General features: G+C 72.0%; 21 protein-coding genes, 3 tRNA genes and 1 pseudogene. 4 read left to right on the forward strand and 21 right to left on the reverse strand.

Translation table 11 applies throughout. The features are described from left to right. Positions 1-31 precede the first annotated feature (31 nt). Positions 32-913 carry a DUF2797 domain-containing protein gene (locus OHA65_RS18680; RefSeq protein ID WP_328763188.1) on the reverse strand — a complete coding sequence of 294 codons (882 nt, stop codon included), beginning with the start codon at positions 911-913 and terminating at the stop codon, positions 32-34. After that, positions 910-1,344: an Lrp/AsnC family transcriptional regulator gene (locus OHA65_RS18685; protein WP_327284227.1), complete on the reverse strand. Its 435-nt coding sequence runs from the start codon at positions 1,342-1,344 to the stop codon at positions 910-912. Before OHA65_RS18685 ends, OHA65_RS18680 begins: the two co-directional genes overlap by 4 nt. A gap of 109 nt (positions 1,345-1,453) precedes the next feature. On the opposite strand from OHA65_RS18685, the gene OHA65_RS18690 reads away from it, so the two are divergent. Then, complete coding sequence (locus OHA65_RS18690; RefSeq protein WP_329313958.1) at positions 1,454-2,371, forward strand: SMP-30/gluconolactonase/LRE family protein; 918 nt, start codon at positions 1,454-1,456, stop codon at positions 2,369-2,371. Here OHA65_RS18690 and OHA65_RS18695 read toward each other — a convergent pair. The 4 genes from OHA65_RS18695 to OHA65_RS18710 form a co-directional block, all read right to left on the reverse strand. Beyond that, positions 2,368-2,733: a PH domain-containing protein gene (locus OHA65_RS18695; RefSeq protein WP_030160265.1), complete on the reverse strand. Its 366-nt coding sequence runs from the start codon at positions 2,731-2,733 to the stop codon at positions 2,368-2,370. The two genes, OHA65_RS18690 and OHA65_RS18695, sit on opposite strands and share 4 nt — an antisense overlap. 147 nt (positions 2,734-2,880) lie before the next feature. Further along, a complete protein-coding gene (locus OHA65_RS18700; RefSeq protein ID WP_327284229.1) occupies positions 2,881-3,552 on the reverse strand; it encodes a histone deacetylase in 672 nt (223 codons plus the stop codon). Between the two features lie 73 nt (positions 3,553-3,625). Beyond that, positions 3,626-3,698 (reverse strand) — tRNA-Arg (locus tag OHA65_RS18705). A 276-nt stretch (positions 3,699-3,974) separates the two neighbouring features. Further along, positions 3,975-4,065, reverse strand: a tRNA-Ser gene (locus tag OHA65_RS18710). A gap of 220 nt (positions 4,066-4,285) precedes the next feature. Here OHA65_RS18710 and OHA65_RS18715 point away from each other — a divergent pair. The 3 genes from OHA65_RS18715 to OHA65_RS18725 all read left to right on the forward strand — a co-directional run bounded on the left by OHA65_RS18715 (position 4,286) and on the right by OHA65_RS18725 (position 8,875). Beyond that, the gene (locus OHA65_RS18715; protein ID WP_327284230.1) at positions 4,286-4,723 is read left to right on the forward strand and encodes an SSI family serine proteinase inhibitor; all 438 of its coding nucleotides are present in this window, start codon (positions 4,286-4,288) and stop codon (positions 4,721-4,723) included. A gap of 119 nt (positions 4,724-4,842) precedes the next feature. Next, positions 4,843-8,277 carry a PAS domain-containing protein gene (locus OHA65_RS18720; RefSeq protein ID WP_405762164.1) on the forward strand — a complete coding sequence of 1,145 codons (3,435 nt, stop codon included), beginning with the start codon at positions 4,843-4,845 and terminating at the stop codon, positions 8,275-8,277. A gap of 13 nt (positions 8,278-8,290) precedes the next feature. Continuing rightward, positions 8,291-8,875, forward strand: a complete 585-nt coding sequence (locus tag OHA65_RS18725; RefSeq protein ID WP_328763191.1) for an antibiotic biosynthesis monooxygenase — start codon at positions 8,291-8,293, stop codon at positions 8,873-8,875. Positions 8,876-8,938: 63 nt separating this feature from the next. Here OHA65_RS18725 and OHA65_RS18730 read toward each other — a convergent pair whose 3' ends face one another. The 15 genes and pseudogenes from OHA65_RS18730 to OHA65_RS18800 form a co-directional block, all read right to left on the reverse strand. Then, entirely contained in the window at positions 8,939-10,588 is a 1,650-nt protein-coding gene (locus OHA65_RS18730) for a long-chain fatty acid--CoA ligase (RefSeq protein ID WP_405762166.1), read from the reverse strand. 220 nt (positions 10,589-10,808) lie between these two features. Then, the gene (locus tag OHA65_RS18735; RefSeq protein WP_327284234.1) at positions 10,809-11,342 is read right to left on the reverse strand and encodes a SigE family RNA polymerase sigma factor; all 534 of its coding nucleotides are present in this window, start codon (positions 11,340-11,342) and stop codon (positions 10,809-10,811) included. A 169-nt stretch (positions 11,343-11,511) separates the two neighbouring features. Then, on the reverse strand, positions 11,512-12,678 hold the full coding sequence (locus tag OHA65_RS18740; protein ID WP_371644099.1) for a lipid-transfer protein: 1,167 nt from the start codon (positions 12,676-12,678) through the stop codon (positions 11,512-11,514). Then, complete coding sequence (locus OHA65_RS18745) at positions 12,675-13,058, reverse strand: MaoC family dehydratase (protein WP_327284236.1); 384 nt, start codon at positions 13,056-13,058, stop codon at positions 12,675-12,677. Before OHA65_RS18745 ends, OHA65_RS18740 begins: the two co-directional genes overlap by 4 nt. Further along, complete coding sequence (locus tag OHA65_RS18750; protein WP_327284237.1) at positions 13,055-14,104, reverse strand: acyl-CoA dehydrogenase family protein; 1,050 nt, start codon at positions 14,102-14,104, stop codon at positions 13,055-13,057. Before OHA65_RS18750 ends, OHA65_RS18745 begins: the two co-directional genes overlap by 4 nt. Next, positions 14,104-15,039, reverse strand: a complete 936-nt coding sequence (locus OHA65_RS18755; RefSeq protein WP_371644102.1) for a bifunctional MaoC family dehydratase N-terminal/OB-fold nucleic acid binding domain-containing protein — start codon at positions 15,037-15,039, stop codon at positions 14,104-14,106. Before OHA65_RS18755 ends, OHA65_RS18750 begins: the two co-directional genes overlap by 1 nt. After that, complete coding sequence (locus OHA65_RS18760) at positions 15,036-16,187, reverse strand: acyl-CoA dehydrogenase family protein (protein ID WP_371644104.1); 1,152 nt, start codon at positions 16,185-16,187, stop codon at positions 15,036-15,038. The genes OHA65_RS18755 and OHA65_RS18760 overlap by 4 nt, the downstream gene beginning before the upstream one ends. 203 nt (positions 16,188-16,390) lie before the next feature. Then, positions 16,391-16,702: a hypothetical protein gene (locus OHA65_RS18765; RefSeq protein ID WP_327284240.1), complete on the reverse strand. Its 312-nt coding sequence runs from the start codon at positions 16,700-16,702 to the stop codon at positions 16,391-16,393. Between the two features lie 669 nt (positions 16,703-17,371). Next, positions 17,372-17,677, reverse strand: a pseudogene (locus tag OHA65_RS18770) (hypothetical protein); the annotation flags it as partial. A gap of 194 nt (positions 17,678-17,871) precedes the next feature. Beyond that, a complete protein-coding gene (locus tag OHA65_RS18775) occupies positions 17,872-18,156 on the reverse strand; it encodes a hypothetical protein (protein WP_327284242.1) in 285 nt (94 codons plus the stop codon). A gap of 148 nt (positions 18,157-18,304) precedes the next feature. Beyond that, a tRNA-Ser gene (locus tag OHA65_RS18780) sits at positions 18,305-18,389 on the reverse strand. 39 nt (positions 18,390-18,428) lie between these two features. Then, entirely contained in the window at positions 18,429-19,400 is a 972-nt protein-coding gene (locus tag OHA65_RS18785) for a peptidase (RefSeq protein WP_327284243.1), read from the reverse strand. Positions 19,401-19,650: 250 nt separating this feature from the next. Next, complete coding sequence (locus tag OHA65_RS18790; protein ID WP_371644106.1) at positions 19,651-20,712, reverse strand: YeiH family protein; 1,062 nt, start codon at positions 20,710-20,712, stop codon at positions 19,651-19,653. Continuing rightward, positions 20,712-21,266 carry a cysteine dioxygenase family protein gene (locus OHA65_RS18795; RefSeq protein ID WP_327284245.1) on the reverse strand — a complete coding sequence of 185 codons (555 nt, stop codon included), beginning with the start codon at positions 21,264-21,266 and terminating at the stop codon, positions 20,712-20,714. The genes OHA65_RS18790 and OHA65_RS18795 overlap by 1 nt, the downstream gene beginning before the upstream one ends. Positions 21,267-21,365: 99 nt before the next feature. Beyond that, positions 21,366-22,271: a LysR family transcriptional regulator gene (locus OHA65_RS18800; protein ID WP_327284246.1), complete on the reverse strand. Its 906-nt coding sequence runs from the start codon at positions 22,269-22,271 to the stop codon at positions 21,366-21,368. Between the last annotated feature and the right edge of the window lie 64 nt (positions 22,272-22,335).

Below are 22,335 nucleotides of genomic sequence, written 5' to 3' on the forward strand. Positions count from 1 at the left end.
GATCCAAGTTTTGACCTTGGAGGGTCAGGGGTCAGAACAGCCCGTCCTGCTCGCGGGGGGCGGCGGGCGGCGCCAGCTCGGTGACGGGCACCGAGCTCGCGCCGTCCGCGGCGGGGGCGACGAGCTCCCAGCCGGCGAGCAGCCGGGTGTCCACCACGAGGCCGTCGGCGAAGTGCAGGTCGGGACCGGCCGCGCCGACCAGCCGACCCACGACGGCCCCGCCGGGGACCATCTCGGTGATCACCCGCGCGGGAGCCGGCAGCCCGTCCAGCCCGAACGGCGCGGCGTGATCGGCGATTTCACACACCAGCCGCTCCAGCGACTCCGGCCAGCCCGGCAGGGCCGCGGCCCGGGCGTGCAGCTCGGCGACCTCCCCGGCCCGGTCGGCCGCCGCCGGCAGCCGACCCCGTACCGCGCGCTTGCGGGCGTACGCGATCCGGTCCGGCACCCCCAGGGCGGCCCGCAGCAGCTCCTCGGTACGGCGGGTGGCCATCAGCGGCCCCCGCCCCAGCCAGGTCCAGGTCACCGCCCCCTGCTCCAGCAGCCGGGCCGGCCCGCGCTCCTCGGCCGTGATGCCGACCTTGACCATGCCGGGCCCGAACCAAGCCAGGTAGACGCGATAGGTGCGCGGATCGGCGGCGTTGGTGTCGGCGGCCACCGAGAACGACCGGTCCAGGCGGGCGCATTCGGGGCACTGGGCGTTCCCGGCCCGGCCGGGCACGGTGGCGGCCGTGGGACACGGCGTCCTCTTCCCCGCCCGCCACACCCCGAGGCAGTGCCGCTCCCCCCGGGCCGCGAAGGCCAGCTGCTGCCCGTACGCGAGGGGGCTGCTGCGCTCGCCGCGGCCTTCGGCGCACCACCCGACGGCGGGGCGGCCGCCGCTCCACCGGATGCCGGTGCACCGCCAGGTCACAGCGGGAGCGGCCGCTCGAAGAACGTGTCCAGCACGACGGTGGCGTGCGTACCGCTGACGCCGTCGATGGCGTAGAGGCGGCGCAGGACGTCCTGGAGCTGTTCGGTCGATGCCGTGCGCACCTTCACCAGGGCGGAGGCGCTGCCCGCGATGATGTGCGCTTCCTGGATCTCGGCGATCGCCTCGAAGGCCGCCTTGGAGTCCCCCATCCAGGCGTTGGAGTCGACCATCACGTACGCGAGCACCCCGCTCCCGACGGCCGCGGGATCCACCTCGACCGTCGTGCGCCGGATGACCCCGCGCTCGCGCAGCTTGCGCACCCGCTCGTGGGTGGCTCCCGCCGAGAGCCCGACGGCGGCGCCGAGAGCGGCGTACGACTGGCCCGCGTCCTGCTGCAAGCGCAGGACGAGCGCCCGGTCGATGTCGTCCACGCGATCTTCCTCCCACATCCCCTGGAATCCCTTGCGCTGACGGTACAGGATCCTGCAATCTCATCACTAGACCGAATCCCATTCGGTGAGCGACTACATGGGGGGAAGAATGTCATCCATAGCCGATCCCAATCTGTACGAGATCCTGGACGAACGATTCCGCACCGGCCGCTGCACCAACGGCGACATGCGGCTCGAACGTCTCTACGACGACTGCCGCTGGGCAGAGGGCCCGCTGTACCTGCCGGCGTGGCGGCAGCTCGTCTGGAGCGACATCCCGAACGACCGGATGCTGCGCTGGGACGAGGCGACCGGCGCCGTCTCGGTCCTCCGCTCCCCGGCCGGCCACCCGAACGGCAACACCATGGACCGCGAAGGCCGCCTGATCACCTGCGAGCAGGGCCACCGGCGCGTCACCCGCACCGAACCGGACGGCACCCTCACGGTCATCGCCGACCGCTTCGACGGCAGGCGGCTCAACAGCCCGAACGACGCGGTGGTGCACTCGGACGGCTCGATCTGGTTCTCCGACCCGGACTTCGGCATCACCAGCGACTACGAGGGCCGCCGCGCACCGGGCGAGATCGGCGCGTGCAACCTCTACCGCGCCGACCCGGCGACCGGCGAGGTCCGCCTCGCCGCGGCCGGGTTCCTCGGCCCGAACGGCGTCGTCTTCTCCCCCGACGAGAGCGAGCTGTACGCGGCGGACACGCGGGCGGGCCACATCCGCGCGTTCAAGGTCGGCGCGGACGGCACGCTGACGGACGACCGCGTCTTCACGCAGTGCCCCGGGGTGGACAACATCCGCTTCGACGACGAAGGCCGGCTATGGGCGGCGGCGATGGAGAACGGCGTGCACTGCTACGCCCCGGACGGAACCCTGATCGGCCGCATCCGCGTCCCCGAACCCGTCTCGAACATCGCCTTCGGCGGCGCGAAGAACAACCGCCTCTTCATCACCGCCACCACCTCCCTCTACTCCCTGGTCCTCTCGGTGACGGGCCTCCCGCGCGTCCGACGGGGCTAACGCGCGACGAACTGCGTGAGGATCGCCTGGACCTCGTAGATGTCCACGCCCTTGGTGAACGTCTTCTCTATCGGCGCCGCGCTGCCGGAGAGCCAGATCTTGAGCTCGGCGTCGAGGTCGAAGTGGCCGGCGGTCTCCACGGAGAAGTGCGTGATGCTCCGGTACGGGATGGAGTGGTACTCCACCTTCTTGCCGGTGAGCCCCTGCTTGTCGACCAGCACGAGGCGCCGGTCGGTGAACAGGATCGTGTCCCGGATCAACAGGTACGCGGCGTGCACCTGCTCCCCCTGCCCCAGCAGCCGCGCGTAGTCCCGCTGCGCCGACACCGGATCGACCGTGTGCGCGTTCCCGAACAGTCCCACGGGAGTCCCCCTCTCTCGCGGCCCGAACCGTTGCGGACCGTCTCCAGGACCGTAGCCCGGCCCCCGTCGCACGGTCGTCCCCCACGGGACCGATCCCCGACCCGGACGACCCCGGGGTCCCCCTCCCCACCAAGGAGGACACGGACCTCAGGGGCGGACGTCGGCGGTCAGCAGTCGCAGCACCTGACGGGCCGTCCAGCTCCCGGCCGCACCCGGGCTCGCGGCCAGGTAGTCCGCGATGTGCCGCTCCTCCCACGAGCCCGATTCCAGGAGGCCGCCCGCCAAGTGACGCAGGTACGCCGCGGACGGCACGGTCGTGTCCACGTCACGGAGCGTCCAGGGCGCCGTGAACGTCAGCACGGGGACGCCCTCGATCGCGCCGGGGCAGATCAAGGTCTCGTACCGTCCCGGCCCGACCTCGTGGCGGCCCTCCCGGAGGACCACCGTCAGGTCGAGGTCCGTCCCGGGCTCCTCGTACATCTCTTGTGCGGCGATGTCGGAGAGCTGGCCGATGGTGACCAGGTGCGCGCGGCCGCGCGTGCGGCCCGGCGCGGTCGGGTCGTAGAACGCGCGTCCGCCCGTCCACACGGGGGATTCGGTGGCGAAGTAGAGGCGGCCGGCCAACTCCACCGCGAGGGACCGCTCGGGCGCCCGCCGGTCCCTGCAGCCCGGGTACGTCCGCGTCGCCCCCGGGAGCGTTCCGCCCACGAGGTACGCGGCAAGACGGTCCATGTGCATGTTGGAGCCGTAAGAGGCGTACCAGACCCGCTCGGGCGCGACGGGTGCTCCGTCGAACGGCGTCGCGGTGTGCACGGTCATGCGCGTTTCCTCCACTGTGTCCGGGAAACACCAGAGGCCCTCAGGATTTCTCCTGAGGGCCTCTGGCTCGCTGTGCACTCGGCAGGATTCGAACCTGCAACCTTCTGATCCGTAGTCAGATGCTCTATCCGTTAAGCTACGAGTGCTTGGGCTTCTCGGGGTTTTGCGCCCCGTTGGCCTTGCGAGAACAACAATACATGGACCTCGCCGGGACGCGAAATCCATTACCCAAACCCGGCCTGACCTGCGGAAACGCCCTGGACGGAGATCATCCGGATGGGTTCGCACGGATGTCGGGGAGAGGTGGGAACGGCGGCGGCCGTGGCCGGAAGCCGGCGGAGCTGACCCCTCGACCGGAGAGCAGAGCCAGCCCCGGAACGCACGGAAGCCCCGGTCCATGAGGACCGGGGCTTCGGCAAGTGCGGAGGCGGAGGGATTTGAACCCTCGATGGGGTGTAAGCCCCAAACCGCATTAGCAGTGCGGCGCCATAGACCGGACTAGGCGACGCCTCCAGCACACCCCCGCGTACGAGGGTGCGTGCAGATGATGACACAGCCACAGGGCCGCTCACCAATCCGCTCCCACGGTACAAGGACAGCTGCCACAAGAGCAAAGCCTTAAGCCCCCGGCACGCGCCGCCCGTACGCATGCACGCACCCGGCCCCGTACGCAACGTCGGCGGGCGCACGTCGTTGGTCATCCGTACGACGTACGGACGACCTGGAGTGCCCCATGCTGCGTCTCGCCGCCTTCGCCGTCACCTCCGCCCTGGCCGCCTCGGCGGTCACGGCCGCCGGGCCGCTGCCCCCGCTGCCGCCGCTGGGCCGGCTGCTGGCGGTCCCCGACCGCCTCACCATCGCCGTGTCCGCCACCGGCAACCCGCGGGCCGACGGCGAGTACCTGCTGGAGTGCGACCCCGTCGGCGGGAACCACCCCGAGGCCGAGCGGGCCTGCGCCCGCCTCGACGGCTTCGCGAAGCAGGGCCGGAACCCCTTCGCCCCCGCGTCCGAGCGGCAGATCTGCACCCTGCAGGACGGCGGACCGGCCACCGCACACATCACCGGAACGTGGCAAGGCCACAAGGTGGACGCGACGTTCCGGCGGACCAACGGATGCGAGATCGTCCGATGGAACAACCTGGAACCTGTGCTTCCGGCTGGGCGCTCCTGACCTGGGAGGATACGAAGGATGCACGGCATCCGCCGAACATCCGCCACCTCGGGCCGGAGCCGTGCCCTTAGACTCCTCCCGTGACATGCCGGTAGTCGTGGTCAGGGAGGAAGCTCGTCGTGAGCAGCAGGCCATCCCGAGGCGCTGCTCGCCTCGCAGCAATACTCGATGCCCTTCCGGACGCGCTGTTGCTCGTCAACGGCAACGGCACGGTCGTCAACGCCAATTCGATCGCCCTTGAGGTCATGGAGAGCCCCGGCACCGGGCTCGTCGGCCGCGGCGTGCTGGACCTCCTTCCCGAGTTCGACTCCAAGCTGATCCCCGGCTCCATGCGCCGGCCCGGCGAGGACGAGGGCGGCCGGGCCAAGCCCAAGCGGATGGTCGCGCGCCGCACCGACGGCACCGAGTTCCCCGTCGAGGTCACCGCCGCCCACCTCGACGGCCGCGACGCCTACCGCGAGCCGCAGCCCTACACGGGCGACGAGCTGCTGATGCTCGTCGTGCGCGACCTGTCCGAGACCGTGGACACCGAGGCCGAGCTGGCCCGCTCGCAGCGGCAGACCGAGATGATCCTGCGGGCCGCCGCCGAGGGCGTCGTCGGCACGGACACCGACGGACGGGTCGTCCTCGTCAATCCGGCCGCCGCACAGATCCTCGGGTACCGCGCCACCGACCTCGGCAACCGCGAGCTGCACGGCCTGATCCAGCACTCGCGCGCCGACGGCTCGCCGTTCCCCTTCGAGGAGTCCCCGCTCGCCGACACCCTGCGCAGCGGCCGCAAGCACCGGGTGCGCAGCCAGGTGCTGTGGAACAAGGCCGGACAGCCCGTCTCCGTCGACCTGACCACCTCGCCCGTACGGGACGGGGAGCTGCTCGTCGGCGCCGTGATGACCTTCACCGACCGGCGGCCCTACGACGCCCTGGCCGCACGCCACGCCCAGCTGCTGGCCGTCCTCGGCGAGTCCCTGCGCGGTCCGCTGGAGGAGCTGCGCGGGGAGCTGGCCACGCTGGCCGCCGACGACGCGGGACAGCTGTGGCCCGAGGCCAACCAGCTGCTGCACCATCTGGCCGCCGGGTACTCCCGGATGACCGCACTGGTCGACAACGTGCTCGGCTTCCAGCGGCTCGACGCGGGCACCGAGAAGCTCAAGAAGAAGAAGGTCCTGATCGACGGGGTCGTCGCGGCCGGCATCGACGGCGCGGTCGAGCTGATCGGCCCGGGCCGCGTGCAGTTCGCCGTCCACGCGCCGACCATCGAGGCCGAGGTGGACGCCGACCGGATCGCCGGCGCCCTCGCCCACCTGGTCGCGGACGTCGCCGGAGTGGACGCCACCGGCAAGACCCGGCAGGGCAGCGGGTACAGCGACTCGACGATCGTCGTGGCCGCCGCGCAGCGCGGCAAGGTCGTACGGATCGAGGTGCGGGGGCCGTACGAGGGCGGCAACCCGGTGCACGAGCCGATCGTGCGCGGCGTGGTGGCCGCGCACGGTGGCGTGCTGCAGACGGTGGAGGTGCCGGGCGCGCCCGGCGGTGCGTACGTACTCGAACTGCCGCTGGGCGCCGGGGCCGGAACGGTGACGCTGCCCGAACCGGAACCGGAACCGGAACCTGCGAAGGAGTCGTCGGCCGCCGAAGGCTCGGGCAAGGGCCCCGCCGGGCGGCGGGGCCGGCGCGGGGTGGACGCCTTCCTGGAAGACGTGGCCGAAGAGGCGAAGGCGAACGGTGCCGCAGGGGGCGGGAGCGCGCTGGCGCTGCCGTCCGGGCGGCGCCGGGCGGGCGAGGCCGGCGCGGATGCCCCCGCCGCTGCACCCGAGCTCGCACAGTCCCCGGTGAACCCGGCGGGCCTGGGTACCGGACGCCGACGCGGCCGGGACGGCGACGGAAGCGGAACCGGCAGCGAGGACGCTCAGGGCGGTCCGGGCAGGCCCGTGCCCCCGCAGGGCACCGCCGTGCCCGCGCTGCCGCCGGCACCGCAGCCGGCGCCCGGCCCCGTTGTGCCGCCGGGCTCTGCGGCGCCCGTACCGCCGGCGCCGGCCATGCCGCCCGTCCCGGTGACCGAGCATCCCGCCGGGCGACGGCGCGCGCTGGGTCCGGCTGCCGCTCCGCAGCCCGCCGGCCCGGTGCCCGCGACGGGCCTCGGCCCGACTCCGGCCCCCGCGCAGGCCCCCGCACGGCCCATCGCACCGCAGGGCGGCTTCGCGCTGCCCGCCGGCCCGACCCCGGCAGCGGCTCCCGCACCGGCCCAGGGACCGGCTCCGGCCGCGGGCGCCGCGCAGGGCCCCGACGAGGCCGCGGGCGACACCCCGGCCGGGCGGCGCGGTCGCCGGGTCCTGAGTGCGCCCGGTGCCGAGCCCGCAGCTGCCGCAGCCCCCGCAACACCCGAAGCTGCCGCCGCGCAGCCGGCCGCCGGCGCGGAGGAGCCCGTACCGCCGACCGGTCGGCGGCGTGCACTGCCCGCCGCTCCGGCCTGGCCGGTCCCGGCGGCCCGGACCGCTCCCGAGGACGAAGAGGCCGCCGGCCAGGCGGCCGTGCCCGGAACCCGGCAGCCGCAGGACACCCCCGCGGCAACCGCGCCCCAGCCGTTCAGCGTGCGCGCCCTCGGCACCCTCGGCCAGGGCATCTCGGTCGACTCCACGAGCACCAATGGCGCGGGAGGCACGGGCGGATCCGGCCGCCGGCGCCGGCTCGCCGAGCCCGCGCCCCAGGGCCGGGCGTTCGCGATAGGAGCCCCCGAGGCCGGTGCCGACGAGGGCCCCGAGCCGCTGGACGGTCCCGGCGGCGCCGTCGAGGTCGTCAACCGGCCCGTACCACGGCCCGTGGACGACGAGCTGCCTCCGGAGCCGCTGGACAACCCGCGCCGCCTCCTGGTGTGGCCGGCACCCGATGTGCAGACGCAGCAGGCGCTCAGCGACCGCGGCTACCGTCCGGTGATCGTGCACTCCCGCGAGGAAGTGGACGCGCAGATCGCCGCGTTCCCCGCCGCGCTGTTCGTGGACCCGCTGACCGGGCCGATCACCCGCACCGCCTTGCAGTCCCTGCGCCAGGCCGCGATGGCCGCCGAGGTCCCCGTACTGGTCACGGCCGGGCTGGGGCACGCCACGCGCGAGGCGGCGTACGGTGCCGACCCGGCCGTCCTGCTGAAGGCGCTCGCGCCGCGCGACAGCGAGCAGCACCCCTCCCGGGTCCTGCTGATCGAGGAGAACGACGCGATCGCGACGGCGCTGACGGCCACCCTGGAACGGCGCGGCCTGCAGGTCGCCCGGGCGGGCGCGGACACCGACGCGGTGGAGCTGGCCACGCGGATGCGGCCCAACCTGGTGGTCATGGACCTGATGCAGGTACGGCGCCGGCGGTCCGGGATCGTGGACTGGTTGCGCGCCAACGGGCAGCTGAACCGGACGCCGCTGGTCGTCTACACGACCGCGGGCATCGACCCGGCCGAACTGCCGCGGCTGGCTTCGGGGGAGAGCGTGCTCTTCCTCGCCGAGCGGTCCACCACGGCGGACGTCCAGGGTCGCATCGTGGACCTGCTGGCCAAGATCGGTACGAACTAGCCATCCTGGCCCGATGGCCATCATCGACGCGAGTGAGCAGACCGTCCCCGCCGACAACGGGGAGGTGAACCTGCTCATCGCCCGGCAGGTGGAGCCGGGCCACGAGGAGGCGTTCGACGCCTGGGCCCACGGCATCCTGGAGACGGCCGCGACGTTCCCGGGGCATCTGGGGTACGGGCTGTTCCGGCCGGCGACGGACGGCGGGCCGTGGTTCCTGGTCCACCGCTTCCGGGACCAGGCGGCCTTCCAGCGCTGGCAGGACTCCGCCGAGCGCGCCCAGTGGTTCTCCAACTGCCTCGGGCACCACCACACCGAGATAGCCCGGCGCGAACTGCACGGCATGGAGACCTGGTTCGCGAAACCGGGTACGACCCGGCCCGCCCCGCCGCGCTGGAAGATGGCCGTCAGCTCGGGGCTGGCCATCTTCCCGATCTCACTCGTCGGCAACGCGGTGCTCGGGCCGTACCTGGTGAACCTGCACTTCGTCCTGCGGACGGCCGCTTTCGCCGTCGTCTTCAGCACGCTGATGACGTACCTGGCGATGCCCGCCGTCAGCAGGCTGCTGCGGCCCTGGCTGACGAAGTCCGGCCAGGGCTGAGCAGGTACCCCCCGGCACGCCGGACCGGCCGGGTCGCCCCGGCCCGGTCGGTCCGGCCGCGGGTCAGCCGAGCCTGGTGACCACCAGCTCGCCGTCCGCGTACTGCTTGCGGATCACCTTCTTGTCGAACTTGCCGACGCTGGTCTTGGGGACGGCCACGACGAACGTCCAGCGCTCGGGCAGCTGCCACTTGGCGATGGACTGGCCGAGGAAGACGTGCAGTCCCGCGTAGTCCACGGTCGCGCCGTCCTTGAGGACCACGGTCGCCAGCGGACGTTCGCCCCACTTGTCGTCCGGTACGGCGACGACCGCCGCCTCCGCGACCTCGGGGTGCGCCATCAGCGCGTTCTCCAGCTCCACACTGGAGATCCACTCGCCGCCGGACTTGATGACGTCCTTGGCGCGGTCGGTCAGCGTGAGGTAGCCGTCGGGGCTGATCACGCCGACGTCGCCGGTCTTGAGCCAGCCGTCCGCACTGAACTTGTCCTCGGGGCGCAGCGGTTCACCGGAGGCGCCGCCGTAGTAGGCGCCCGCGATCCAGTTGCCGCGGACCTCCAGCTCGCCCGCCGACTCGCCGTCCCAGGGCAGGACGTCGCCCGCGGGACCCACCAGGCGCGGCTCGACGCCCGCCGGGAAGCGGCCCTGGGTGACCCGGTACGGCCACTCCTCCTCGGCGCTCAGGCCGGCCGGCGGGTGCGCCATGGTGCCCAGCGGGGAGGTCTCGGTCATGCCCCAGGCGTGACAGAGGCGGACGCCGAGCTTGTCGTAGGCCGCCATCAGGGAAGGCGGACAGGCCGCGCCGCCGATGGTGACCTGCTTCATGGAGGTGAGGTCGCGCGGGTTGACGGTGACCTCGGCGAGCAGCCCCTGCCAGATGGTCGGGACGGCCGCGGCGTGCGTGGGCTGCTCCCGCTCGATCATCTCGGCGAGCGGGGCGGGCTGGAGGAACCGGTCCGGCATCAGCATGTTGATGCCGGTCATGAAGGTGGCGTGGGGCAGGCCCCACGCGTTCACGTGGAACTGCGGCACGACGATGAGGCTGGTGTCGCGGTCGGTCAGGCCCATCGACTCGGCCATGTTGACCTGCATGGAGTGCAGGTAGATCGAGCGGTGGGAGTAGATGACGCCCTTGGGGTCGCCCGTGGTGCCGGAGGTGTAGCACATGGCGGCGGCCCGGCGTTCGTCCAGCTCCGGCCAGTCGTAGCGGTCGGAGCGGCCCTCCAGGAGCTCCTCGTACTCGTGGACGCGTACGTCCAGTCCGTCGAGTGCGGAACGGTCGCCGATACCGGTGACCACCACGTGTTCGACGGTGGGCAGGTACGGCAGCAGCGGTGCGAGCAGCGGCAGCAGGCTCCCGTTGACCAGCACGACCCGGTCGACCGCGTGGTTGACGATGAAGACCAGCTGCTCGGGAGGCAGGCGGAGGTTGAGGGTGTGCAGGACCGCGCCCATGGAAGGGATCGCGAAGTAGGCCTCGACGTGCTCCGCGTTGTTCCACATCAGGGTGGCCACCCTGTCGTCCTGCTGGACGCCCAGCTCGTCACGCAGGGCGTTGGCGAGGCGGGTGGCTCGGGTACCGATCTCGGCGAAGCTGCGGCGGTGCGGCTCGGCCTCCCCGGTCCAGGTCGTGACCTGGGATTTCCCGTGGATCGTCATACCGTGCTGAAGTATGCGGCTGACGAGGAGCGGTACGTCCTGCATGGTGCTCAGCAAAGCGTCCTCCCGGTGGGCGCTGCGGCGCTGCGGCGGCTACGGATGCTGCCGATTCTGCGCGCATACCGGTCGGCATGTCACTACCCGGTGGTACAAACACGGCAAGTAATCGCTGTTCGGGTACGTGCGGTGGCATCGTGCACAGACTGGGGACGGGCCGGCGGTGCATGGCGCACAGGGCCGGGGCCGTAGGGATGTTTCACGTGAAACGTCGGCGCCTTCAGCGGACCGGGGTGAGCTCCGGGTCCTCGCGCAGCTTGACCAGCGCGCGCGAGACGGCGCTCTTGACCGTGCCGATCGAGACCCCGAGCAGCTCGGCGGTCTGCGCCTCGCTCAGGTCCTCGTAGTACCGCAGGACGACCATCGCGCGCTGCCGGTCGGGCAGCCGGGTCACCGCGCGCCACATCGCGTCGCGCAGCGCCTGCGCCTCGGCGGGGTCGGATGCCGGCGCGTCCTCGGTCTCCGGGAGTTCGTCGCACGCGAACTCGTCGACCTTGCGCTTGCGCCACTGGGAGGTGCGGGTGTTGACCAGGGCCCGCCGGACGTACCCGTCGAGGGCTCGGTGGTCCTCGATGCGGTCCCAGGCGGCATAGGTCTTGGCGAGCGCCGTCTGGAGCAGGTCCTCGGCATCGCACGGGTTGGCGGTGAGCGAGCGTGCGGTGCGCATCAGGACCGTGCCGCGGGTCCGTACGTACGCCGAGAACGACGGGTACGGCGTCGGGTTCGAGGCGAGCGTGCACACAGGCGTGGTCATGGCTCCACGCTAGAAGCGCGGTCCGCGCCTGGGATCGGCCGCAAGTGCCGAAGCTGGATCCATCTCAGGTTGTAGGGGTGGGGTCCACCCCACCTCCTGAAGGTGGAGGAGGCGGCGCGGTGTCCGGGGAGCCCGGGGCGGACCGCAGGACGGCCCCGGGTCGCCGGCCTCAGCCGTCGGAGCCGAGGATCAGTCCGGAGGTCGGCACCCCGGTACCGGCCGTGACCAGGGCGCGGGCCGCCCCGGCCACCTGGTTGACGGAGGTGCCCCGCAACTGGCGGACGGCCTCGGCGATGCCGTTCATTCCGTGCAGGTACGCCTCCCCGAGCTGGCCGCCGTGGGTGTTGAGGGGCAACGCATCAGCGGCGACGAAGTCGGCGGCCTCACCGGGCTTGCAGAAGCCGAACTCCTCCAGCTGCATCAGGACGAAGGGGGTGAAGTGGTCGTAGAGGATGCCGACGTCGATGTCCGAGGGTCGCAGTCCGCTGGTCCGCCACAGCTGCCGGGCGACCACGTCCATCTCCGGTAGCCCGGTGAGGTCGTCTCGGTAGAAGGAGGTCATGCCCTCCTGGCGGCGGCCGGCGCCCTGCGCGGCCGCGGTGATCACGGCGGGCGCGTGGCGCAGGTCCCGGGCCCGTTCGGTGCTGGTGACGATGACCGCCTGGCCGCCGTCCGTCTCCTGGCAGCAGTCCAGCAGCCGCAGCGGTTCGACGATCCAGCGCGAGGCGGCGTGGTCGGCGAGGGTGATGGGCTTGCCGTGGAAGTACGCGGCGGGGTTGTTCGCGGCGTGCCGGCGGTCGGTGACCGCCACGTGGCCGAACGCCTCGGGGGTCAGGTTGTAGGTGTGCAGGTAGCGCTGGGCGGTCATGGCCACCCAGGAGGCCGGGGTGAGCAGCCCCCAGGGCAGCGACCAGCCGAGCGCCGCGCCCTCCGCCGAAGGTTCGCGCTGCTGCACGCCGGAGCCGAAGCGCCGGCCGGAGCGCTCGTTGAAGGCGCGGTAGCAGACCACGACCTCCGCGACGCCGGTGGCGACGGCGAGGGCGGCCTGCTGGACGGTGGCGCAGGCCGCACCGCCGCCGTAGTGGATGCGGGAGAAGAAGGACAGGTCCCCGATGCCTGCGGCCTGGGCCACGGTGATCTCGGGGCTGGTGTCCATGGTGAAGGTGACCATGCCGTCGACGTCGGCCGGGCTCAGCCCGGCGTCGTCGAGGGCGGCGTGCACGGCTTCGACGGCGAGCCTCAGCTCGCTGCGGCCTGAGTCCTTGGAGAACTCGGTCGCGCCGATCCCGGCGATGGCGGCTCGCCCGCCGAGCGTGTCGCGGTGCAGGACGCTCATGCCGCCACCTCCGCGGTGACCGTGCCGGTGACGTGGTGGCCGATGCCGTTGGCGCCGACGACGCGGATCTCCACCCGGTCCCCGTCGACGGCGATCACGGTGCCGGTCAGGACCATCGTGTCGCCCGGGTAGTTGGGGGCGCCCAGGCGAATGGCCACCTTGCGCAGCACGGCGCCCGGCCCGAGGCGGTCGGTGATGTACCGCCCGACCAGGCCGTTGGTGGTCAGGATGTTCATGAAGATGTCCGGGGAGCCCTTCTCGCGCGCGAGCGAGGCGTCGTGGTGCACGTCCTGGTAGTCGCGGGAGGCGATCGCGCCCGCGACGATCAGCGTCCGGGTCACCGGGATCTCCAGCGGCGCCAGTGTGTCGCCGACGTTCATGCGTCGTCCCCCTCGGGTGCGGCGTGGTCGGACAGGAGCGCGCCCAGCTCGGCCAGCAGCTCGCTGCCGCAGCCCAGGTACGCGTCCAGCTGGCGCCCCCAGAGGAAGTGCCGGTGGACGGGATGGTCCAGGTCGGCGCCCATCCCGCCGTGCAGGTGCTGGCCCGTGTGCACGACGCGCTTGCCCGCCTCCGAGGCCCACCAGGCCGCGGTCAGGGCGTGCTCGCGCGCCGGAAGACCCTCGTCGATCCGCCAGGCCGCCTCGTACGCGGTGACCCGGATCGCCTCGGTGTCCATGTGGGCGTCGGCCGCGCGCAGCATGACCCCCTGGTTCGTGGAGAGCGGCCGCCCGAACTGCTCGCGGGTGGAGGTGTACTCGACCGCCCGGGCCAGGGAGCCCGCGCAGACCCCCGCCTGGAGCCCGGCGAAGGCGGTGCGGGCGGTGGCCAGGACCTCGTCGTGGGCCGTGGCGTCCCCGAGCCGTTCCGCCTGCGCCCCGGCCAGGGTGAGCCGCCCCGCCGACCAGGGGGCGGTGGTCTCCACCTCGGGCGTCCCGACGCCGGGCGCGTCCGTCCGTACGAGCCACAGGTCCCGCTCGGCGTCCGGGACCAGCACGTGCGTGGCATCGCGCAACCAGGGCACGACGGGGGCGGTTCCGGTCAGCCGCCCGTCCGGCGAGGCGGTGATGCGGCCGCGGGCCGGGAACGCGCCGGTGGCGACGGCCTCGCCCGAGCCCAGGGCGGGCAGCAGCCGGGCGCGCTGCTCGGCGCTGCCGTGCGCGGCGACGGGCAGGATGCCGTACACGCAGGTGGCGGCGTACGGGACCTGCGCGGTGGTGCGGCCCTGCTCCTCCAGCAGCAGCACCAGGCCGAGCAGGCCTATGTCCTCCACGGCGGCGGTCAGTCCGGCAGTGGTGAGTGCCTTCCACAGCTCGGCGTCGCTGCCGGTGCCGGCCGCGGCGAGGCGCTCGTGGGTGGCGAGGTCGCGGAAGATCCGGGCGGCGAGTCCGGCCGCCGCGGCCTGCTCCTCGGTGGGGTGGAAGTCCATCAGTCCTCGCTCCCTCGGAAGACCGGCAGTTCCAGCTCCTCGTCGACCCTCAGGAACTCCAGCTGCACGGGCAGCCCGATGCGCACCTCGTCGTACGGGACGCCGGTGATGTTGCTGACCATCCGGACGCCCTCGGCGAGCTCGACGAGCGCGACCGCGTACGGCGGGTCGAAGGCGGGGAACGGCGGATGGTGCATGACGACGTAGCTGAACACCGTGCCGGCGCCGGAGGCCTCGACGGTGTCCCAGTCAAGGCTCGCGCAGCTGTTGCAGCCGGGCAGCCAGGGGAAGCGGAGGGTCGCGCAGGCGGTGCAGCGCTGGATCAGCAGCTTGTGGTCCGCGACCCCGTCCCAGAAACCCTGGTTGTCGCGGTTGACCACCGGTCGGGGACGCCGGGCCGCGGGCTTGTTCTCGCGGGGGGCGGCGGGCGCGTACTTGAGGATCCGGAAGCGGTGGGTCCCGGCGAGTTCTCCGTCCGCGCGGACGTCCATGCGGGTGGTCACGAAGTGGCCGGTGCCCAGCTTGGTCGTCTTGCGCGGGGACACGGACTCGATGACGGCGTCGTAGGTGACCGTGTCAGCGGGGCGCAGCGGACGCAGGTACTCCTGCTCGCAGTCGGTCGCCACGACGGAGGTGCAGCCCGCGTCGTCGAGCAGGGCGAGGAGCTCGTCGTAGGCGGAGGAACGGTCGCCGTGGCCGGAGAGCCCGCCCATCGTCCAGGCCTGGAGCATGGTGGGCGGGGCGATGGCGTCCGGGCCTGCGTAGGTGGGGCTGGTGTCGCCCATGGCCTCGCACCAGTGGCGGATCATCGGCTGGTTGACGGGGTCCTTGCCCTGGCCGGCGGTGGCGGCGGGCCGCCCTTCGAAAGCCTTGAGCAGCGTGTGGAACCGGGCGGCCTCCTCGGCGCCCGCTGCCCGGTCCGCGGTGGCGGTCATCGCTTCCTCCCCTTCATGCCGAGCCGCATCATGGCGACGATCTCCCGCTGGACCTCGCTGACCCCGCCGCCGAAGGTGTTGATCTGCGCGGCCCGGTTCATCCGCTCCAGCTCCCCGCCGGCGAAGGCCGCGGGCCCCCGTACGAGGGCCTCCTCGCCCACCACTTCCTGGCACATCCGGTACACCTCGACGGTGGACTCGGTACCGAGGAACTTCACGCCGCTGGCGTCGCCGGGGGCCAGGGAGCCGTCGCCCACGTCCTGGACGAGGCGCCAGTTCAGCAGGCGTACGGCGGCCAGCCGCGCGTGCGCCTCGGCGAGCCGGGACTGCACCCACGGCCGGTCGGCGAGCCGTTCTCCGGTGACCGGATCGAGGGTCCTGGCATGGCGGAGCGCCGCTGCGTAGAAGTCCTCGGCCTGCATGCCGATGGCGGCGAGGGCGACGCGCTCGTGGTTGAGCTGGTTGGTGATCAGCCCCCAGCCGCCGTGCTCGGGGCCGACGAGGTTGCCGGCGGGCACCCGGATTCCGTCGTAGTACGTCGACGTGGTCGTGAGCCCGCCCACCGTGTCGATCGGGGTCCACGCGAAGCCGGGGGCGTCGGTGGGCACCAGGATGATCGAGATGCCCTTGTGCTTGGGGGCATGGGGATCGGTGCGGCAGGCGAGCCAGATCCAGTCCGCGTTCTGGGCGTTGGAGGTGAAGATCTTCTGGCCGTCGACGACCCAGTCCGCTCCGTCGCGTACGGCGCGGGTACGCAGCGAGGCGAGGTCCGTACCGGCCCCGGGCTCCGAGTAGCCGATGGCGAAGACGGTCTCGCCGCTCAAGATCCGGGGCAGGAAGTAGTCCTTCTGCTCCTGGGTCCCGTATTTCATCAGGGTGGGGCCGACGGTGTTGAGGGTGACCATGGAGACGGGGGCGCCGGCCCGGTACGCCTCGTCGAAGAACACGAACTGCTCGTCGGGCCCGCGTCCTCGGCCGCCGTACTGGGAGGGCCAGCCGAGGCCGAGCAGTCCGTCGGCGCCGATGCGGCGCAGCAGTGCGCGCTGGGCGGCGGGGTCCTCGGGGGGCCCGTCCGGCAGCAGATCGTGGAAGTACTCCCGCAGTTCGGCGCGGAGCCGCAACTGGCCTTCTGTCGGGGCGAGGTGCACGGCGCTGGCCTCCCGGCATCACATCATCGAATGAACCTGACTGTCCGTCAGATTCCCTGCCGATGTCAAGGTCGGGAAGCCGGTGGAAGGCCCGGGCGCGCCGCGTCCGGATCCGTGCGCGGACGCGCGGGGGCGCCCGCCCCACCGGACCCCAGCCGGTCCGGTGGCACAGGCGCCCTCAGCAGTCAGCGGACTCGGGGCAGCTACCACCAGGGGTGGAAGTTGACCGCGAGGTTCGAGTTGGCCTGATGGATCGCCGTGAACGCCGACCCGTTGACCTGCGCGGCGTTGCTCTGGTTGGACGCGCCGGAGCCGGTGGCCACCTGCTGGGAGGTGGACGAGTTGCCGCTGTTGCTCCCGCCGACACCACTGCCGATGATGCTGGCCGCGCTCGCATTCGATCCGTCGTTCGCGAAGGAGCCGTTGTCGGCCGAGGCCACACCGCCGAAGAGGGCGGCGGCGAGGGGGAGAGCGGCGACGGCGGCGATGACGCGGGCGGTACGGATGCTTGCCATGTCTGAATCCTCCGGAAAAGCGAAGTGGAATTTGCCCCAAGGCAGTTGGCCGACCGCCTTGGTCGTTCCGTGCGGTGACGACGTCGCGACACCAGAGTTGCCCACCGAATCCCCGGCGAACCACCCCGGACTCCACGATTCCCCCGCAAGCATGAGCAACATCGGATAAACCTCGTCCGCGCCCCAACACCCCAGGTCAGCGACTCGGAGGCCGTTGAAACCAGTGCCGGATATAAGGCGAAACGTTCCCTCAAACTCATGTGCGCCGAACATGCCGATAAGGGCCGCGCCGTCCGGGAACCCCACCGTCTCCCGGGCCTGCGGCCCTGCAATGCCAAGCTTCACGCCCCCTGCGCGCCCCCGGCGCCCACCGGGGTGTTCCCACAGTGCCCCGCTCCGGGGGCACACCGCCGGCGCGATCCGCGGTCGCAAACTGCCGACCGGGCTCAAGCGCCTGCCGCTGGTACAGCTGGTACTGATGCTCTTGCCGTTACTGCTGTTGGTACCGGAGCCGTTATCACTCCCGGCTTCCTGCCGCGATCGGGCGAGGTGCGTGACCCGCCTCGGCCGTACGGGGGCTACGCGACCAGGGCGACCACGGCCGGCTCCGGCGACGTTCCCGACCAAGGACGCGGCGGTGGTCGAGCGGCGGACGGACGGGGCCTTGCCGTGCGCCTCGGCGCGGATCCGCTGCTTGATGGTCGGCGGGAGCGATCCGCCCCGCATCATCGCCCGCCAACTCCGCCGACCCATCGGCCGGACCGGCCGGCGCACGGCGGCGGCCGCACGACGGGAGGCGGCAGGGGCGGTGGGCACGACGGAGGCGGCGGCCGGGGCGGCCTTGGCACCGAATCCGAGGGAGGCGAGGAGCGCCACGAGGGCCGCGACGACTGCGGTCCAGAGCGACGTGACGGTGATGCGGTGAGCCATGACGAGGTCCTTCGTTTCGCGATGTTCCGACGGGCCGATCTGCATACATTCGTCATGATGTGACTGCAACCGCAGAACCCCCACCACGCGCGCCGATCTTCCGACAAACACCACTCGATGGGCCCAACGCCGGCTCCAAACCGAGCCGTGCGAACAACGGCCCCTGACCGATTCCGCTGGTCAGGGGCCCTTCGGGGTGGTAGCGCTGGCATTCGACTGGCCGAGCCGCCGCGAAGCGGTCAGTCGTCGCTGCAGTCGCAGGAGCGTTCAGGGCCGATGCCGGCAGTGTGCAGCTCTTCCACGGCACTGGCGGGAATACGGGCGACCGCGACACAGACCCGCTCCGGATCGGTAGGCGTCTTGGCCGTGACCGCTACTCCGGCCTGGTACTCCAGGGACGCTGTCGCAAGCACGTCGAAGACATAGCAGCCCCCGTCGATCGAGTAGCCGTCCGCCCAGACGTGAACCAGCCCGCCGCCTGTCAGGCGCACGTGCCAGAGAGACGGAACGTCGAAGAGCTTCACGGCAACAGATTAGGCCGGCCGGCATCCGCCCAAGACCGTGCCCCTAGCGCCCGATCAAGCGGGGAAGCACGGGGAACACCAGGCACTCACAATGCACGAGATGCGACCGGCCCCCGACCAAATGGGCTGGTCAGGGGCCGATCTCCTGCGGTGGGTGTGGGATTTGAACCCACGGTGACTCGCGCCACGACGGTTTTCAAGACCGTTCCCTTAGGCCGCTCGGGCAACCCACCTGGCCGGTACAGAGTACCGGCAGGCGGGGGGCCTCCGGGTCAGGAATTCTGGGCCTTGTCGTAGGCCGCCTTCGCCTCGTTGCCGAAGTACGGGCCGAACATGCGGTTGGGCAGGAACGTGTAGCCGAAGCTGTTCACCGAGACCTGGGTGCCCAGGCCCGTGGCCTCGTTGAAGTCCTGGAACCAGGGGCCGCCGCTGGAGCCGCCGGTCATGTTGCAGCCCAAGCCGTGGTCCTTGGTCAGCAGGAAGTCCTTGCTGGTGTTCCCGCTGCAGTAGACCAGCTTGGTGCCGTCGTACGGCGCGGCCGCCGGGAAGCCGAAGGAGTACATCTTCTTGTTGTAGCCGCCGTTGAACAAGATCCCCTGTGCACCGACGGCCTGGCTGAGCTTCTGCCCGTTCAGCGGGGCGACGACGGCGAGGCCGACGTCCATGTTCATGTCCTCGCTGGCGGCCCACTGGTCGGTGGCGAAGGTCTTGGTGGCCGACCACTGGCCGTAGGGCGCGTTCCCGTTGTCGTACCCGGGGACGAAGATCCAGTTGGTGTGCCAGGTGCCCTGGTACTTCACGCAGTGACCGGCGGTGATGACCGTGCTGCCGTTGGCACTGGTGATCGAGTCGCCGGAGCAGGACGCGGTGCGGTCGCCGAAGGTGAAGAAGACCCGGCCCGAGGTTTTGACCACCGCGCCGCCGCCCGTCCACGCACCGCCCGCCTGCGGGAACGCCGTCGGGGAGACCGCCCCGGACGAGGTCGCGGACGACGCCGCCGTAGGTGCGACCGCAGTGGGGCGGGTCGCCGACGTGACCGGCGCACGCCCGGTCCCGGGCGCTGCCGTCACGTCCAACGGAGTGGCGCTGCGCATGCGCTCGGCGGTCCAGAAACCCTGGCTGTGCTGCTGCTTGAACGAGGCCGGGGAGTCGGCGGCGACCGAGGGGGTGGCCGCCGTCAGCGCGCCTGCGATCAGGGCGCCCGCCGCCAAGAGGACCGATGCTGCCGTGCGTTGACGATTCACGCAGACTCCTTCTGCCGTGCCCGGTCCCGGTGGACCGGGCAGGGTGGGGGTGAAGAGCTGTCGGTGCGGATCGGCCGCAGGGTCGCACGCGCGGCACGAGAAGTCAGGAGACGGTCAGAACGTTCGGTCGGTTCCGGCCAGGAATTGGCCAACTCGCTTCGGTGTAGAGGAAGAGGCGGGGCGGGAGCGGAGGCTGCCGGGTGATGTCGGGTGATGTCGGGCGATGTCGGCCGAGTCCGCGCCCGCGGGGTCAGACCGTCAGCAGCACGCCCGCGTACGAGACCCCCGCCACCACCAGCCAGGCGCCCAGACCCAGTACCGCGGCCCGGCCACCGGTCTTTGCCAGCCGGGGGAGGTCTACCGCGCTGCCGAGCCCGAACAGGGCAGCCGCCAGCAGCAGTTCCTGCACGGTGTGTGCCCACTCCAGTGCCGCGTCGGGCAGTACCCCGGTGGCGCGGAGCGCGGCCGCCGCCAGGAAGCCGGCCACGAACAGCGGGACCGGTGCCGGGCGGCGTCCCGAGGGCGTGCGCACGCCCTGCCGGCGCGCCCGTACGGAAAAGGCCACGGCAGCCACCAGCGGGGCCAGCAGGGCTACGCGCATCAGCTTGACCAGGACCGCCTCACCGAGGGCACCCGGGCCCGCCGTCTGAGCAGTGGCCACGACCTGGCCGACGTCGTGGACGCTCGCGCCGACCCAGCGCCCGAAGGCCGGGTCCGAGAGTCCCAGGGGACCCTGGAGAAGCGGGAGGACCGCGATGGCCAGCGTCCCGCACAGCGTCACCAGTGCCACCGAAGCGGCCACGTCCTCCTCGTCGCTGCCCGACACCTGACTCACGGCGCCGATCGCCGAGGCCCCGCAGATCGAGTACCCGGTGGCGATCAGCAGCGGCTGATCACCGGGGAGCCCGAGTCGGCGGCCCAGCCAGAGGGTGCCGAAGAAGGTGGCGGCGACCACTGCGGCCACCATCGCCACCGTGGCCCAGCCCAGCTGGAGCACCTGCTCCAGGCCCAGACCAAGGCCCAGCAGGACGATGCCGATCCGCATCAGCCGCCGCCCGGCCAGGGACAGGCCCGGGCGAGCTGCTCCGCGTACGAGCTCCCGTACACCCGGGAGGTGCGCCACGGCGATACCGAGCACCACCGACGCGGTCAGCATGGGCACCGCGGGCACGAGCCGGTGCACGCACCATGCCACTACCACTCCGGCGGCCGCCATTGCCAACCCCGGCCAGGACGAGGATGTTTCACGTGAAACAAGCCCGGCGCCGTCCTCGGAGTCCGCCCCGCGCACCGGACGGTTCAGCAGCGCCATCAGTCGGTGGGGAGCGTGTAGACGCGACGGACACTGCTGCCCAGGCGGATGACGTCGGCTCCGTAGACGTGCAGGGATATCGCAGTGGTGCGACAGGAGTTGCGGACCTTGTGGATATCGCCGGGAGGGGCGAATCCGCAGACGTCACCCGGGCCGTTCACCACCTGCTCGGTCGCCACCAGCCGGGCGCAAGTCTCTCCCGCCGCGGGGGCCAGCCGGTAGCGGAGCTCGCTCTCCTCCCCCTCGTGCACCCCGGCCACGCACCAGGAGACGTGGTCGTGGATGGCGGTCTCCTGGCCGGGCAGCCACACGAGCGCGACGACCGAGAAGCTGCCGTCCGGCTCGGCGTGCAGGACGTGCTGCCGGTACCGGTCGGGGTCGCCCTCGCGCTGCTCGGGGGTGAGCAGGTCGGGCGTGCCCAGATGCGGGGCGAGACGCTCGCCGACGAGGTAGGCGGTCAGGTCCGGGGCCAGCCCCCGGTCCACGACCGTACGGATCTCACGGACGAGGGCGGCCATCCTCGCGGTCGTGCGGGCCGGCGTAGTGGTGGTCATACGGGCAGCGTCGAGCAGCCGACCCATCACGTCCAACGACAGTTCTCACCTGAAATCCCAAGTGCTGCTTATGGGTTCGGGGGAGTGGCTGCCGGGCGGTCAGCAGCCGACGCGGTTCGCGGCCACCTGCTTCAGGGCGTTGAGGACCACGGAGGTCGCCGGGATGCGCAGGTGGTCGCGGTAGACGTACGCGGCGATGTGCCGGCGCGCGGCGGGCTGGAGCGGCCGACCGCACACCTTGTTCAGGGAAAGGGAGGGCAGCACCAGCGCGGGCATCATCGCCACGCCGAGCCCCTGCCCGACCATGCTCTGCACGACCAGGTTGTCGTCGGTGGCGAACCGGATGTCGGGCACGAATCCCAGCTCGGCACATTCGTGCAGCAGGTTCGCCCGGCAGCGCGGACAGCCGGCTATCCACCGCTCCTCGGCGAGGTCGGCCAGGTGCACGGCCCGCCGCCGGGCCAGCGGGTGCCCGGTCGGGAGCAGCACCGTCAACTGGTCCTCCATGAGCCTGACCTCGGCGACCTCCTCCGGTATCTCCTCGTGGAGCCCGGGATAGGTGAAGGCCAGGGTGATGTCGCACTCCCCGCGTTCCAGCCGGCGCAGGGACTCCGGGGGCTCCCCCTCCAACAGCTCGACCTGGATGCCCGGGTGGTCCTTGGCCAGGTCGCTCAGGGCCTCGGGGACCAGGGTGACGTTGGCGCTGGGGAAGCCGCACAGCCGGACCCGGCCGGTGCGCAGGCGCGCGTACGCCTTGAGCTGCGCCTCGGCGGCGGAGAGACTGCCGAGGATGGACTCGGCGTGCCGGGCCATGGACTCGCCGGCCTCGGTGAGCTGCATCTTGCGGCCGACCCGGGTGAAGAGCGGGGTGCCGACGGCGCGTTCGAGCGCCTTCATCTGCTGGGTGATCGCAGGCTGGGTGTACCCCAGGGCGCGGGCGGCTGCCGAGTACGACCCGGAGGCGACCACTTCGTGGAAAGTGCGTATGTGCCGCGAATCGAACACAAGGGAAGCATAAGCGGACGTTGGGAGGGGCCGTAGGCGTATTCGCGCCCACGGCCCCTCCCAA

The sequence above is a fragment of the Streptomyces sp. NBC_00045 genome, assembly GCF_045041095.1.
GTDB lineage: Bacteria > Actinomycetota > Actinomycetes > Streptomycetales > Streptomycetaceae > Streptomyces.

Excerpts from the sequence above, each read along its gene's own strand:
- OHA65_RS18690 (WP_329313958.1), top strand. The coding sequence starts at position 1,454 with ATGTCATCCATAGCCGATCCCAATCTGTACGAGATCCTGGACGAACGA.
- OHA65_RS18700 (WP_327284229.1), bottom strand. The coding sequence starts at position 3,552 with ATGACCGTGCACACCGCGACGCCGTTCGACGGAGCACCCGTCGCGCCC.
- OHA65_RS18715 (WP_327284230.1), top strand. The coding sequence starts at position 4,286 with ATGCTGCGTCTCGCCGCCTTCGCCGTCACCTCCGCCCTGGCCGCCTCG.
- OHA65_RS18725 (WP_328763191.1), top strand. The coding sequence starts at position 8,291 with ATGGCCATCATCGACGCGAGTGAGCAGACCGTCCCCGCCGACAACGGG.
- OHA65_RS18735 (WP_327284234.1), bottom strand. The coding sequence starts at position 11,342 with ATGACCACGCCTGTGTGCACGCTCGCCTCGAACCCGACGCCGTACCCG.
- OHA65_RS18740 (WP_371644099.1), bottom strand. The coding sequence starts at position 12,678 with ATGAGCGTCCTGCACCGCGACACGCTCGGCGGGCGAGCCGCCATCGCC.
- OHA65_RS18745 (WP_327284236.1), bottom strand. The coding sequence starts at position 13,058 with ATGAACGTCGGCGACACACTGGCGCCGCTGGAGATCCCGGTGACCCGG.
- OHA65_RS18750 (WP_327284237.1), bottom strand. The coding sequence starts at position 14,104 with ATGGACTTCCACCCCACCGAGGAGCAGGCCGCGGCGGCCGGACTCGCC.
- OHA65_RS18755 (WP_371644102.1), bottom strand. The coding sequence starts at position 15,039 with ATGACCGCCACCGCGGACCGGGCAGCGGGCGCCGAGGAGGCCGCCCGG.
- OHA65_RS18765 (WP_327284240.1), bottom strand. The coding sequence starts at position 16,702 with ATGGCAAGCATCCGTACCGCCCGCGTCATCGCCGCCGTCGCCGCTCTC.
- OHA65_RS18790 (WP_371644106.1), bottom strand. The coding sequence starts at position 20,712 with ATGGCGCTGCTGAACCGTCCGGTGCGCGGGGCGGACTCCGAGGACGGC.
- OHA65_RS18795 (WP_327284245.1), bottom strand. The coding sequence starts at position 21,266 with ATGACCACCACTACGCCGGCCCGCACGACCGCGAGGATGGCCGCCCTC.